The sequence below is a fragment of the Mesorhizobium sp. M0207 genome (assembly GCF_040321995.1).
Classification (GTDB): Bacteria; Pseudomonadota; Alphaproteobacteria; order Rhizobiales; family Rhizobiaceae; genus Mesorhizobium.
The window spans coordinates 42191-54922 of the sequence record NZ_JAMYSQ010000009.1; the positions used below are offsets into that span (position 1 = coordinate 42191).

General features: G+C 60.2%; 12 protein-coding genes and 2 pseudogenes. 2 read left to right on the forward strand and 12 right to left on the reverse strand.

Annotated features, from left to right (window positions below; genetic code table 11):
- Positions 1–172 precede the first annotated feature (172 nt).
- Both NKJ15_RS14545 and NKJ15_RS14550 read left to right on the forward strand, forming a co-directional pair.
- Positions 173–1288, forward strand: a complete 1116-nt coding sequence (locus NKJ15_RS14545; protein WP_352815890.1) for a saccharopine dehydrogenase family protein — start codon at positions 173–175, stop codon at positions 1286–1288.
- Between the two features lie 285 nt (positions 1289–1573).
- A pseudogene (locus tag NKJ15_RS14550) lies at positions 1574–2104 on the forward strand (transposase); the annotation flags it as partial.
- Between the two features lie 63 nt (positions 2105–2167).
- Here the strand turns inward: NKJ15_RS14550 and NKJ15_RS14555 are convergent.
- The 12 genes and pseudogenes from NKJ15_RS14555 to nifN all read right to left on the reverse strand — a co-directional run bounded on the left by NKJ15_RS14555 (position 2168) and on the right by nifN (position 12727).
- On the reverse strand, positions 2168–3262 hold the full coding sequence (locus NKJ15_RS14555; protein WP_352816018.1) for an ISAs1 family transposase: 1095 nt from the start codon (positions 3260–3262) through the stop codon (positions 2168–2170).
- A gap of 45 nt (positions 3263–3307) precedes the next feature.
- Positions 3308–3730, reverse strand: coding sequence for a pyridoxal-phosphate dependent enzyme (locus NKJ15_RS14560; protein WP_352815892.1), 423 nt, complete (start codon positions 3728–3730; stop codon positions 3308–3310).
- Between the two features lie 654 nt (positions 3731–4384).
- Entirely contained in the window at positions 4385–4675 is a 291-nt protein-coding gene (locus NKJ15_RS14565) for an exopolysaccharide production repressor protein (RefSeq protein ID WP_352816020.1), read from the reverse strand.
- Positions 4676–4737: 62 nt separating this feature from the next.
- Complete coding sequence (fdxB, locus tag NKJ15_RS14570) at positions 4738–5055, reverse strand: ferredoxin III, nif-specific (RefSeq protein WP_352548332.1); 318 nt, start codon at positions 5053–5055, stop codon at positions 4738–4740.
- The gene (locus tag NKJ15_RS14575) at positions 5052–5255 is read right to left on the reverse strand and encodes a CCE_0567 family metalloprotein (RefSeq protein ID WP_352815894.1); all 204 of its coding nucleotides are present in this window, start codon (positions 5253–5255) and stop codon (positions 5052–5054) included. The genes fdxB and NKJ15_RS14575 overlap by 4 nt, the downstream gene beginning before the upstream one ends.
- 25 nt (positions 5256–5280) lie before the next feature.
- The gene (locus tag NKJ15_RS14580; protein ID WP_352815896.1) at positions 5281–5751 is read right to left on the reverse strand and encodes a DUF269 domain-containing protein; all 471 of its coding nucleotides are present in this window, start codon (positions 5749–5751) and stop codon (positions 5281–5283) included.
- A 317-nt stretch (positions 5752–6068) separates the two neighbouring features.
- Positions 6069–7234 (reverse strand): annotated as a pseudogene (locus tag NKJ15_RS14585) (TlpA disulfide reductase family protein).
- A 1341-nt stretch (positions 7235–8575) separates the two neighbouring features.
- The gene (locus NKJ15_RS14590; RefSeq protein ID WP_352815900.1) at positions 8576–9463 is read right to left on the reverse strand and encodes a universal stress protein; all 888 of its coding nucleotides are present in this window, start codon (positions 9461–9463) and stop codon (positions 8576–8578) included.
- A 108-nt stretch (positions 9464–9571) separates the two neighbouring features.
- Entirely contained in the window at positions 9572–10357 is a 786-nt protein-coding gene (locus NKJ15_RS14595; protein WP_352815901.1) for a response regulator transcription factor, read from the reverse strand.
- A 27-nt stretch (positions 10358–10384) separates the two neighbouring features.
- Entirely contained in the window at positions 10385–10864 is a 480-nt protein-coding gene (locus NKJ15_RS14600) for a NifX-associated nitrogen fixation protein (RefSeq protein ID WP_352815903.1), read from the reverse strand.
- A gap of 17 nt (positions 10865–10881) precedes the next feature.
- Positions 10882–11379, reverse strand: coding sequence for a nitrogen fixation protein NifX (gene nifX / locus NKJ15_RS14605; RefSeq protein ID WP_352815905.1), 498 nt, complete (start codon positions 11377–11379; stop codon positions 10882–10884).
- Positions 11345–12727 (reverse strand): nitrogenase iron-molybdenum cofactor biosynthesis protein NifN, encoded by a 1383-nt coding sequence (gene nifN / locus NKJ15_RS14610; RefSeq protein ID WP_352815907.1) that lies wholly within the window; start codon positions 12725–12727, stop codon positions 11345–11347. The genes nifX and nifN overlap by 35 nt, the downstream gene beginning before the upstream one ends.
- Positions 12728–12732: the final 5 nt, after the last annotated feature.

The following is a 12732-nucleotide window of genomic DNA, read 5'->3' on the forward strand; positions in this document are numbered from 1 at the left end:
CGATGGTCCGATTGTGGGGGGCTTTGCTGCGGGAAATAGCCAAAGCGTTCCTGCACCTTGCCAAATCGCCCCTCCGATCTGCTCAAGATTAATGGAACTTTTACAAAAATCAGCTGCGGAATCTGATTAAGTGTAACGACGTCAGACCGTCGTGCTGTTGCAGGAAGAAATAATGAAAGACGTCGTCGTGATCGGATCAGGCAAAATGGGCTCCACGATTGCACGGTTGCTCGCGGACACCGGGGACTATCATGTCACTGTCGTTGACCGCAGCGCCCAACAGCTGGCGGAGATTGAAAGCGGTCCCGCGCGTTCGACGGCCAAACTTGACATCACCGACGACGCAGCCTTGGCTGCGCAGCTGTCCGGCAAGCTTGCGGTCTTGAGCGCGGCACCCTTCCAGCTCACCGTCGCCATCGCCACCGCTGCGGCCAGAGCCGGCATCCATTATCTCGACCTCACCGAAGACGTTGAATCCACGCGGCAGGTGAAACGAATTGCTAAAACCGCCAAAACCGCTTTCATTCCACAATGCGGTCTGGCACCAGGTTTTGTTTCCATCGTAGCAAGCAACCTATCGCGCAAGTTCGACAGCCTCGACAGCGTACGGTTGCGCGTCGGCGCCCTCCCGCAGTTTCCGAGCAATGCCTTGAACTACAACCTCACCTGGAGCACCGACGGGGTCATCAACGAGTACATCCAGCCCTGCGAAGCGATCGTGAACGGCGAGCTGGTCGAAGTTCCCGCTCTGGAGGAACGTGAAGAATTCTCGCTCGACGGCGTCACCTACGAGGCCTTCAACACCTCCGGCGGCCTTGGGACATTCTGCGAAACGCTGAAGGGCAAGGTCAACACACTCAACTACCGGACCATACGCTATCCGGGTCATGCCGCGATCATGAAGGCGCTTTTGCACGACTTGGGGCTACGGCACCGCCGCGATGTGCTGAAGGACATACTCGAACAGGCCCTGCCCACCACGCTGCAGGATGTCGTGATCGTCTTCGTGACCGTCTCTGGACGCAGAGGCGGCCGATTAGTCCAGGAAACCTACGCGAAAAAAATCTACAGCGCCGAGGTAGGCCGGCGCATCACAAGCGCGATTCAGATCACCACCGCATCCAGCATCTGTGCGGTCCTCGACCTCCTTGTCGGCGACAAGATTTCAGCCGAGGGCTTCATCCGGCAGGAAGACATCGGGCTCAACGCATTTCTGGAGAACCGCTTCGGGGTCTGTTATCGGCAGGGAGACGCGGCGAAGCACCATGGCGCCACTGTTGCGGCCTGAGCAGGCCTTTCCAGTGGCAGTCTGGCGGTCCCATATCATCGGCGGTCGTTTCGGCGACCAGCCAATTGGAAAGGCGGATCACAGTCACATGCTCAACCCGGAAAGTCGGCCGTGAACTATCCGCAAGCCGTTGATCTGGCATCCTGATTAGGGCGGGCAGCGGCTTTGGAATTGCAGGATTTGCAGTGCTTGGGCGCTGCTTTCCTGCAATTCGGTTTTGCGGTTCCCTTGGGCTGCCGAGCGTGATTCACTCGTTTTGGCGGGGCGAATCGAGAGGGGATGGCGGTGTCCAGGCCACGCGAGAAGCGCGAGACGGGAGAGCAGGACCTGTTCCGTTCCCGGCTCGATCAGATCATCAACATGAAGCACGAGCTGGTGCGGCCGGCGCAGGCGATCGACTGGCCGGTGCTGGAGGCGCGTTTCGGCGGGGTCTATTCAGACGGCCCTGGCATGCCGCCGCTGCCGACCCGGATGACGATCCTCAAGCACACCTTAAACCTGTCCGACGAGGTGCTGTGCGAGCGCTAGGTGGAGAAGCCCTACTTCCAGTATCTTTGCGGCGAGGCGTTCTTCTGCCATGAGCTGCCGTTCGACCGCTCGTCAACGACGCGCTGGCGCAGCCGCATGAGCGAGGCGCGGATCGTAGCGCTCTTGCAGGAAAGCCTCAGAATTGGGGTCAGGACCGGGGCGATGAAGCCGGCCGACACGCGCCAGGTGATCGTCGACACCACCGTGCAGCCGAAGAACGTCATCTTCCCGACCGACGCCAAGCTCATCCAGCGGGCGCGCGAACGGCTGGTGCGGCTGGCCAGGAAGACCAGGGCTATTGCATTTGCGTCATGAGCTGGAAGAGATAAGCATCGTTCCAGCCTGCGCGCATCATTTTGCCAAGCATGGTGTCCTTTTTGCTGTCGGCCCGGAAAGTATTGAGGCAGAAGCGCCGCAGCAGAGCGAGGTTTTCGGGGCCGTGATCCTTTCTGGTCCGGCAGTGTCCTCGCGGAAGATCACGTCGAGCTGCCAATGCAGGCCATTCTCGACATCCCAGTGACGGCGCACGACGGCAAGCAGGTCGTTGGCCGACATCGGTCGCGAGAGCACATAGAGGCAGCACTCTTCCTGCCGTTTGCCATCGATCACACGCGTGCGCTTGACCTCGCCGATGGCCGCGAGGCCAGCAAAGCCATGCTTGCGGCCAAGCCCGGGCGCACGCACGACACGCGCCGCCCGCCGCTCCAGGCGGCCGTGGCTCACCTCCTCGGTAACGGCCAGTGCCGCCTTGGGCGTTGGGCGGCCGGCCATGAGGCGCTCGGCATCGGCCAGAAGCAGCTTCTGATTGCCCTTCAGGGCCAGCACATAGCTGCCGCCGCGCCGCGTGATCTCCTCGGCCATCTGGGCCGAGCAATGCAGCGCATCGGCCGTCACCACGGCGCCGCGCAGGTCGATCAGGCGCAACAGTTCGATGGCCGCCTTGGTTTCGTTGCCGCTCTGCGCCGGCAAGGCTGCCAGCGTCATGCGCAGCTGCGCGCCCCAGGCCGACACCATCATCCGCGGCGCGAACTGGCGGCCCTTCTCGAAGGCGCCCCGCATGGACTTGCCATCGAGGGCGATCTGCCCGGCACCGCCGGCAGCGCTCGCGACATGGCGCATGAAGCCGGCGAAGGCCTCGGCGAACGCCGTCGGGACAAGCTTGCGAAACAGTGTCGAGAAGGTGTCGTGCGAGGGGATGCCATGCGCCAAAGCGAGCACCTGGCGCAGCATTGCTTCCTTTTCCTGCCCAAAGCGCCAGATGTCGGAGCAATTCTTGGCGCCGCACAACATCGCGGCGAAGGCAATGAACAGTACTCGCAAAAATCGTGGCGAGCGTTCTGGTCGCGTGGATCGAGATGACCGAACACAGTCTGGATCGTTTCCATCGAGAGCTCCCAAATAATGGAACCCTCTTAAGAATCCACAACCCGTCACTTGGCAAGCCATTTCCCATCTACTCAAAATGCGATTCCCCTGCCAGGAAGACGGGTCTCAATTTGCGCCAGACCTATGTGCGGGTCGACCGTCCTTGTCGAATCCGACGACCATGCCGGCGTGCGTCGAGCCCGTGACCGTGCAAACGACGATGTAGTCGAAGGCAAACCCATGCTGTTCCTCCTGGGCGCGCACCTCCTCCGCGAACCCTACATAGCCGAGGCCGCCTTTCGGGTGAACAGATGCACCGGCTGGTATCGCATAGGGTCTGCCGCCCCTCGCCTTGACCTGATAGAGTGCTTTTTCCCAACTGCGGCGGATACCAATGTCAAAGCCCTCGTCGACCAGGCGCACCTCTGGCCCCATGATCCGGCTCAAGAGAATGTTGCCGACGGTCGTAAATGGCATCCTCGTGTGGTACCCAGCTCCCTGAACCAGGAGACATTTCATGCCGATCTTGGCGGCGACCGCGGCGACCATGCGCGTATGGTTGGATTGCACCCCCCGATGGTGACGAGCGTATCAGCGTTTGACGCGATCGCGTCGGGGGGGGATGTATTCGAGCTTGCGGAGCTTGTTTCCGCCAAACGGGAGACCGGAGTTGCAGTCCTCGCGTTTGGCGTAGATTTCCACCTTTCCCCCCAATGCTTGGAGAGGCGGTCGAGCTTCTCGATGGGCATGGGGCATGGGTCCAAATGTGAGCGGATAGCGTTCGAACTTTTGCAGCATTTTCTCTCCGGCAACACGCGACGGAGCTGAATAGCCATGCACCAGTCATTCTAGAGGCGTCTTTGATTGACGTCATCTGCGTTATCCGGCGCCAGACTCCCGTTACTATTTCCAGCGCCTCGTTCGTCATTGAGAGTTGCAACCGCACGCCAGCGTGCTGCGAGAGTACCCCAATGCGTATGGCATTCAAGAACTGCATCTCCTGGATTGACTAGAATGACCGGATTGCGGTGACCAGCGACTCCTCAAGCACAGTATAGGATGGTGCCCCTGGCATCGCGGCGTCACTGCGGCGGACTATGAGGTGAACCTGGAGACCAGACTTCTGGACTTCCTAATATCTGCTCAATGTTTATGGTTGGTCCAAAGTGGCGCTAACTTGAGCAATGACCTTATCATGGCGCCTCAAGGCAGCAGCAGCGATATGGCCCGCATTTGATCGCGCTGGAGCAAATCTGCGGATTCATTCGTCACCTCATCAAGGTTTGGCGGCCCGGATCCAACTTCCTTGGAACTGCCGAAATGCTCAGCCCTTTGGCCAGCTCGGCTAATGCAGCCAGACCGCAAGATCAGAAAGAGCACGCTTGCGAAATACGCCAGCTGAAGGAGCAGCGAACAAGCCAGCGTCGTGACGACTACTGTGCCGATGGAATAAGAAGCGAAGTAGACGGTCAGAGCAGTGCTGCATTGGACCATTCCCAGGACGCGACAAAAAATTCTAAAGGGCAACGCCGTTCTCCTGGTTTTGTCTCCTCAGATCATGCTGCGACCTGGTCGGCCGCAACATGGGTCTGGCAGTTCTTCGGGCAGACGCGGGCGCAGGCTCCGCAGCCAATGCAGCGGCCGGCATGATCGACGACCATGATCATGCGATTGAGCTCGCCGTCGAAATCGTCATCCTCGTCGTCGCAGGCGCCGAGGATTTCACCCGCGTCATCGACGCCGTAAAGATGCATGACCTCGCGCGAGCAGACCTTGAAACAGCGGCCGCAGCCGATGCAGGTCGTGCCGTCTATAGCGGTGAGATATTCCGGCATCCATCCGGAGCCGTCGCGGGTGGTGAATGTGCTCCTCATCGTAACTTCTTCATTGCGGCGAGCTCTCTCTTGGCACCATCCAACTCGGCAAAAACGGCGGACGTTTCCTCGGCAACTTCCTCTATCTCCCTCCATTTTCCCGGGAGATCCTCTGCAAGGTCGCGCAATTTCATCTTGGCAACTGCCGCGCGCAGCTGAAGCTTTCGGACTTTCTTCCCCATCTCATCTAGCTTTGACATAAACCCTTCCTCGAAATCGGTTTCATCAGGCCGGCGCCACGTCGCGATAGGCTTCGATGGCTGCGGTCGCATCGTCGACCAGTTTCGTTCCGGCCTCAGCGAGTTTCCGAAGCGTCTCGAAGCCGAACCGGTGGACGTCTGGACAGAACGACCAACCGCCCGGCCCTGAAAAGCACGGGCCCGAAGGCCTTTCGGGTTTCATCTCCATGATTGGCGATGTCACCGGGCGGAAACGCTCCGCGATCGCAAGCCCGACGGCGGTGTAAAACATATCGAGCCTCCACAGCACGTCCGGATCGGGATAGCCCATGCCAGGCATCGCACGGCGCTTTCTTCTGGTGACGATGAAGTCGGCCAGCAGCGTGGCGTCCGATTTGCCTTCCCATAAGCAGTAGGACTCCTGAGCACGGATCAGCCGCACGAGGCATTTGACGAACGGGGTGGAAAGGGCTGCTTGGTCCTCGGTGACAGCAGGGCTAACTGCGGCGTCAGACATTTCACATTCTCCTCATTGCAGTCCTCTTCCTCGATGGACGATTTCCTTTTTCGGAGACGCCTACTTCGGGCAGACTTGCGCAGCCGACGCCCGGCTCGGGGCGGCCGATTCCACCCAATTGACGTTCCTGTGGCCGACCTTGGACGCGTCCTCCACTGCGAAGTCTTCCACGCGAATTCGCGTCGAACATCACTTCCGCCGCAATGCGGCTGGAGGCGATGAAGATTCGAGCCTCGATCCTGCTGCAAACGATCGACCAAGTGCTGCATGGACCCTCCTTGCTGCGGCCACGCTAGGGAAAAAGCCATTTCGACCAATTACCCTTTTTTATCTTTTCTCCTCGGCCGACCGCGCTTTGGCACCTTCGGGAAATTGTTTTTCGGAGCCGCAAAGAGAGCGCCGCAACAAACCTTCCCACCCCTGTACTTGGCGAGGGCCTGCAGCAAATCCGGCAGATGCTGCTCTTTCAATTCGGCCGGGAAGGCTCCGGACCGTCCAGCGACCTCAGTGCCATTTCACCAACTCGATCGCGATCATTGTTGCCGTTCTCGTGATAGTACCGGGCGACCGCCGGATAGGACCGGAACTTAGGGCTGTCGCCTTGCGGGGGATTCAGCGCCAGGATGTGTTCGGACAGCTCCTTGACCATCGCGAAGCGCTCAGCAGGGGGAAGGCGCGAATGGTCATTGGCCGGATGGAAAAGTTGGTCTAGCGCCGAAACCATCCAGTCCTCGGAGTTTTTGTCGATCGCGTCGCGAACCAATTGGCGCATCACGGGCAAGCCGGTCCACATGTCTTGAATTTTGTGAAGCAACAGATGCGCATGAGCCAGACGGAAATTGATGTCGTCCGGCATCAAGGCGATGCCTTCTTCGATCGCCCAGAGCGCCGTCTTCCAATCTTCTAACTTCACCGCCGCCCAGAATCTGTCATCGATCGGCTTCTTCAACGCTTGTTGGCGCGCCATGGGTTCGCTTGTGGCGATCCGCTCCGTATCGGCGGCTTTCGCTTTGTCGCTGGTGCGCCAGCTGCCGTTGAGCACTTCCGGCAAAACCTCATCGAGTTGGCTTGGATGACCGATAAAGGCGATCTGGCCGTCTCGGTCGACCACGTACGAAGTCGGAATCCGGGCGGAAAAGCTGGGTTTCATCCAAAGCTTGTTCATTTCACCTGTGTGGTCGAACGCGATCCGATAGCTCAGATGCGAGCACTTTTCGGTCAACCACGCGTCCAACTTGGTGCGAGCCTCAACGGCCGTTGGAGCGTCTTCATTAGCGGCGAGGCCGACGACCTCAAGTCCGCTGTCCCTGTATTTTTCCTGGAGCCGCATCAGATCGAGCATCTCCGCCATGCATAGTTCGCACCAAGGTGCCCAAAATTCGACGATATAGACTTTGCCGGGTTGGAAGTTCGCAAGGGGCTCGCCACGCAGCCAGTCCCCCATTTTGATCGAAGGAGCCGGTGACCCCATCTGCAAAACCATGTTGTCTCCAAAGCTGTTGCCAAAAGTTGCGTGACCTTATGCGCAAGCTTGTTCCCCCTTTGAGACGGGGCACGAGGGTTCAAGGAATGGAGAGCATCGCTCGTCTTGCGCATCTGCGTGCAGTCAGCCTTCACTCAGTGTTGCTGAATCTCAATTCGCAAAGGCTGTGCCAACGCGCTCAGCGCGCAGTAAACGCTTGATTATACTTTAAAAAACTTTCGGGGCGCCCAAGATAGCCTGTTGTATTGGACGCGACATGTTTTCTGCCACTGTCGGGTCTTGGACACGCATCACGCGCTTCGCGTCGCCAGAGAAGCGTGGCCACGGACGACTCGACATATATTCGGGCTGAGGGACGAGCAGATGGACATTATGACTGCGTTGGCTACCGCCAGGCTCGTCATCATCGTCCGCCTCAAGCCTTGCTTGAGCTTCTTGCCGTTTCGGTCGCTCAGGTGGTAGCGGAACGCCATTGCGATTGCAGGGGCCGCTCCATCCGAGCATCGCCTCTACCCTACCTCTTCCGCTTTGCGATTGAATTCCTGGCTGGCGACGCAGGAGTTCTTCACGACGAAGCCGGTCCAGCTGCAGCTCGCCAATACCGCTCCTCAGAACGACGGTAATGATCGTGGCGAAGAGGGCCAGGATGAGTGCCGGCGCGTGCCGGCCGGTGAACTCTCCCCGATTCCTGCTTTTGTCGTTCTGTGTCCCTGTTCACAGGCCCTACAGGGACCGCCTGGTGCGAGTGTGAGCGGTGTCGGAATTGACCGGCCAAAGACCACTCGGTCGCCACGCGGGTTGGGCCGGACCGACTGAAAACGCTGAAGATGCGGCCGCCCTCACCCCTAACCCGCCTGCCATTCCAGACCATGGCAACGTGATTTATGCGATCGATTCCCGCCGACCGCGGCAGGAGCCCGACCGTTCCGACTCGAAGTTCAGGGCGTCGGCCACGCCACGGTCGTTGCGTTGTTAAGCTCCCGGCCAGTAATGAGGAGATCGTGATAGCGCGCATACGATGCCGCTACGGATCGGAACTCGGCCTGCCGCGCTGAACGACTCTCTTTGACCTGACGCCGACGTGCGAAGCCGTGATGTTCACTGCATTGAGGACTGCCCATATCTCTGCACGGTGTTGGTCTCCGCGTTATGGATCATCTCGGGCGAGCAGAACCCCGAACGCGAGACGTCCGCGATGTACTCGGCGATGGCGCTTGCAGATTGGCTCCGAGGAGCTTCGCAAACGGGGCGCGTTTGCCGCAATGTTTCTCCGACTTGGATCAGGATAGGTGATCCAGGGGATTAGAGCTTCGAACAGCGTCGGTGCTGCTTTGGAATCCGTCAGCGAGCCAAAAACAACGGCAATGACGGCTTCCCAACTATCCATCTCGTCACGCCGCCGAAGAGTCGCTCACGTAGCCTGCGGTTGCCATAAGCGCCCATGACTATCATGTCGGCAGACGTGTCGATTGCGTGCTGCGCGAGCACCGTGGCTGCCGATTTTCCGGCGCTCGCCAGCAGGTCAACCGACACCCGAGCACCGTGCCGAGTGAGATAGGCAGCGATATCGGCTCCCGGCTCGGTACCGTTTCCGGTGCAGGTCGCCTCCGGATCGACTAGTGCGACACGAACTTCCTCAGCACCGGCTAGCAGATCCAGCGCTTCCCGAACCGAACGGGACGCCTCGACTCGCGAATCCCAGCCGACCAGCACGCGCCGTGGAGACAGAGTCGCCTCAGCGCCCTCCGGCACGACAAGCACCGGCTTTCCGGTGTCGAACAGGCTGCCGTTGATAACAAGGGGACCGACGTTAATGTCGTTGAGAAGTGCGGGGCCGACGATTGTCAGGTCGTTGCAGAGCGCCCGCTGTCGCACCGCGTCACCGATGCTGGCCTGATCGCAGTTGGCAATATCGACATCATAGCACCGCCACGTGGCACTCAGCAGTTTGTGAATTTCCCTGGATGTTTTTTCCAGACTGGCCGTGTCCTGTGAAAATCTCTCGATTTGCCTGCACCGTTTTTCCAGTGCGGCAATGGCGTGTGCGCGATTTCTAGGCCACTCGGGGATGCCATCGCCCAGCGGCGGAGGCGACATAACGAGCCGCGGAGGCGACATAATCAGTACGGAAAGGTACGCGCCGACCTCGGCACACAAGCCGGCAGCTGTTTTGACGTCCTGATCGGAGTGGTCGGCTCCCCTCACACTGAGTACGCTTTTGAAGGCCATCTGACTGCTTCTTTCTAAGTATGTCGTAACTGTAGGCGCGTTTCGAAGCCGCAAGACTTGCCCTCAGTCTGACGGGAGATGGGAAATGGCACTCCACCCGTTCGCTATTTAGTCGTCCGGCTTCTCGAGCGAGTAGCCGGCCGACCTGACGGTACGAATAACGCTGCCGGGCGAGGCTGTCTTCAGCGCCTTTCTGATCCGGCTGATATGGACGTCGACGGTGCGTGCACCGATATGGATATTGTCCGGCCAGGCCGCGTCGATCAGCTCGTCTCGACTGAAGACCTTGCCGGGAGCCTCAAGCAACTGCCGCAGCAGGTTGAACTCGAGAGGTCCGAGGTGGATGTCGTGGCCATTACCGCGAACTCGGTGGGCATCGAGCTTCATTTCAAGGCTGCCGCAGCAGAGCCAGCTGCCGTTTTCGATCCCATTTGAACCCGGCTTCGGCAGCGCCAGCTTCGTCCGTAGACAGTCAAGCAGCGTGGCCGGCGCGATCGGCCGCACAAAGCTCTCGTCAATGCCTGCTTTCAACAAATCGAGGTGCTGGTTCTCGGCGCCCGGCGCGATCAGGGCAATAACGGGCAGGCCGCCGGTCCGTGGCTCGCCCTTGAGCCGGGCGCAGATTGCGGAGCCTGTCGCACTTGCTGGTCCGCAGTCCAGCACGACCGCCTGGAGCTCCCGTTCATCGGCCAATTCGAGAGCGTCCTCCACCCCGCCTGCCGGCTCACTCGTGAAGCCGTCCACCGCCAGAATGTGGCTGAGGAACAGATACAACTCCGCATCTTGCGAACAGATCAGGACCAGTGGCTTCATCAGCGCTACCCCAAGAACCACATCGGCCTCGACAGCCTCGGTTGGGAGGGCTGGCCATCGCATGTCCTCAAGGCCTGACATGATCCCCTTGCTCGAAAATCGATTCCATCAAGCCCGTGCCACCTCGGGATGGGCTTCAATGGCTGCGGTCGCATCGCCGGCCAGTTTCGTCCCGGCCGAGGCGAGTTTCCAGAACGTCTCGAAGCCGAACCGGTGGACGTCGCGCAGGGTCTTCGACAGAACGACCAACCGCCCGGCCGTGAGAAGCACGCGCCCAAAGCCCTCATGGCTCATCTCCATCATCGGCGATGCCATCAGGCCGGAGCGCTCCTCGATCGCAAGCCCGACGGCGGTGTAAAACATCTCGAGCCTCCACAGCACATCCGGATCGGGATCGCCGATGATCGGGATCGCACGGCGCTGTTCCCTGGTTATGATGAAGTCGCCCAGCAGCTCGGCGTCCGATTTGCCTTCCCATGACCCGTGGGAATCATGAGCCCGGACCAGCCGCACGAGGCATTTGACGAACGGGGTGGCAAGGGCCGCCTCGTCCTCGGCAACAGTAGGGCTAGTTGCGGCGTCAGACATTTCGCCCACTCCTCATTTCAGTCCTCGTCCTCGAAGGACGGTTTCTGTACGGCGACACCTGCCTGCGCGAGCACCTTGCGCAGCCAAGGGGGAGGACACGTCCTGAGCATCATCTGCGTGCGCAACAGCACCTCTTGGATGGTTTGGGTCTGCGGCACTTTGATCGGATGAATTTTTGCCGAAACAACCTTGGCTGCCGAAGGTCCGCCGATCGCCAGACAAAACAGGAGATGACATCCCTTCAGCGCCTCCACCTTCGGGGTGATGCGGTCGTCGCCCTCAGTTCGGTGCTTCCCGCTCTCGTCGGAAATGTCATCGAAGGCCACGGCCTCGACGAGATTCCACTCCTCGCGCGTCACGTCGTAGACAGCAAAGCGCCTGGCCGAACCGAAATGGGCGTTGAGGTTCTTCATGTCCTGCGTGGCGATCGCCACGCGCAATGCGCCGGCTTGGCGTTCCGGCTTCGGTGCGTGAACCTCGTCAGTGACGAGCGAGAGGCGACGAACGGAGCTCATCTGGCATTTCTCGCTTACGGAGTGGATCAAGCGCCTCAGGCGTCGGCGCGTGCCGGTTGGCTTCAAAAATGTTGGCAACCTCGAAGATCAGGTCGCGGGTCCCCTGGTAGAGGATTGTGAGCTTGTGCTGGCTGCCGAGCCGGTCGAAGATCGGGAAGCCGACCCGCATGAGCGGAATGCCGAGGCGCTGCGCCGCCTGTCGGCCGTGGGAATGAGTGACGAGAAGATCAGCGCCGGCGCCAAGAGCTTCCAAATCGCCGAGATCGCCGATCTGAACCGACTGCGCCGGTACTTCCTCCAAAATTTTCGACATGTCGGTCGTGGTGACCGCCGCCGCGATTTCGGAGCCCATGCCGATGAAGAAGCTCGCGAATTGGTAGAGTTGGTCTGGTTCAGCAGCGATCGCAATTTTCTTGCCTCCAAAGTGGAAATGTCCGTCGAGCAACGCGTCCTGCAACTGCGCCCGGCGACGGCGCACCCGAGCCGGCGCCGCCGCGCCCGAAACCGTGGACAGCAGCGAGACGAACCGATCGGCGTCCTCCAATCCAGTCAGCGACCGGAACAGCACGTAAGGCACGCCCGTCAACCTCTGCAGCAGCTCGGCCGGGCGGCGCATATGCTCACCGATGACGATGCATTGCTCCGCCGTGCCAAGCTCACGGATATCCTCGACACTGGTGCCGCCATAGGTGGTCGTGACCCAGCGGTCGGGCACCGTACCGTCGAGCGAGCCGGAGACGTCCGGCAGAATCAAGGGCTTCAGTCCAAAGCTTTCAACCATCTCACGCAAATGCTGGATATCAGCCACAGTGAGGTTCCAGCCAGGCAGGATCACGATCTTCTTCGACTGCCGCGCCTGCTCGCCGGGCCGTGTAATCCTTTCGATCATCGCGGTGACAGCCTTGGCCCAGCCCTCTTCGATCGCGCCGTCGAAATCCGGTGTGTTGGCTAGCACCACCTCCGTACCCGCGAGTTCTTCCGTGCGCTTCAGCCTGATATTGGCGATATCTCCTGCGCAGTCTTCGCCCCGGGTTTCCACCAGCGCCGTCGTGCAGACCCCGATCAGCGTTGGCTTTGTGCGGGCCTTGAGGTTGAGGATCGCCTCTTCGAGATGGTCTGCCCCGCCGAGGATCGTCGCCACCTCGTCCATCGCCGTTGTCTGCAGGGGGATGGCTTCCTTGAAATGCCGCACGAAGAGCACGAGCGCGAAGCTGGTGCACCCCTGGCTGCCGTGGAACAACGGCATCGCGCCGTCGACGCCAAGAAAGGCCAAGGCGGCACCCAGCGGCTGCGATGACTTCAGCGGATTGACCGCCGCCGCTTTGGTCTGGGGAAGGATGCGGACCATCGGCT

What these genes read in the sequence shown, in the direction of transcription:
- NKJ15_RS14545 (WP_352815890.1), top strand. Translation starts at nt 173, where the DNA reads ATGAAAGACGTCGTCGTGATCGGATCAGGCAAAATGGGCTCCACGATT.
- NKJ15_RS14555 (WP_352816018.1), bottom strand. Translation starts at nt 3,262, where the DNA reads ATGGCTTGCCAAGTGACGGGTTGTGGATTCTTAAGAGGGTTCCATTAT.
- NKJ15_RS14560 (WP_352815892.1), bottom strand. Translation starts at nt 3,730, where the DNA reads ATGGTCGCCGCGGTCGCCGCCAAGATCGGCATGAAATGTCTCCTGGTT.
- NKJ15_RS14565 (WP_352816020.1), bottom strand. Translation starts at nt 4,675, where the DNA reads ATGGTCCAATGCAGCACTGCTCTGACCGTCTACTTCGCTTCTTATTCC.
- fdxB (WP_352548332.1), bottom strand. Translation starts at nt 5,055, where the DNA reads ATGAGGAGCACATTCACCACCCGCGACGGCTCCGGATGGATGCCGGAA.
- NKJ15_RS14575 (WP_352815894.1), bottom strand. Translation starts at nt 5,255, where the DNA reads ATGTCAAAGCTAGATGAGATGGGGAAGAAAGTCCGAAAGCTTCAGCTG.
- NKJ15_RS14580 (WP_352815896.1), bottom strand. Translation starts at nt 5,751, where the DNA reads ATGTCTGACGCCGCAGTTAGCCCTGCTGTCACCGAGGACCAAGCAGCC.
- NKJ15_RS14590 (WP_352815900.1), bottom strand. Translation starts at nt 9,463, where the DNA reads ATGGCCTTCAAAAGCGTACTCAGTGTGAGGGGAGCCGACCACTCCGAT.
- NKJ15_RS14595 (WP_352815901.1), bottom strand. Translation starts at nt 10,357, where the DNA reads ATGTCAGGCCTTGAGGACATGCGATGGCCAGCCCTCCCAACCGAGGCT.
- NKJ15_RS14600 (WP_352815903.1), bottom strand. Translation starts at nt 10,864, where the DNA reads ATGTCTGACGCCGCAACTAGCCCTACTGTTGCCGAGGACGAGGCGGCC.
- nifX (WP_352815905.1), bottom strand. Translation starts at nt 11,379, where the DNA reads ATGAGCTCCGTTCGTCGCCTCTCGCTCGTCACTGACGAGGTTCACGCA.
- nifN (WP_352815907.1), bottom strand. Translation starts at nt 12,727, where the DNA reads ATGGTCCGCATCCTTCCCCAGACCAAAGCGGCGGCGGTCAATCCGCTG.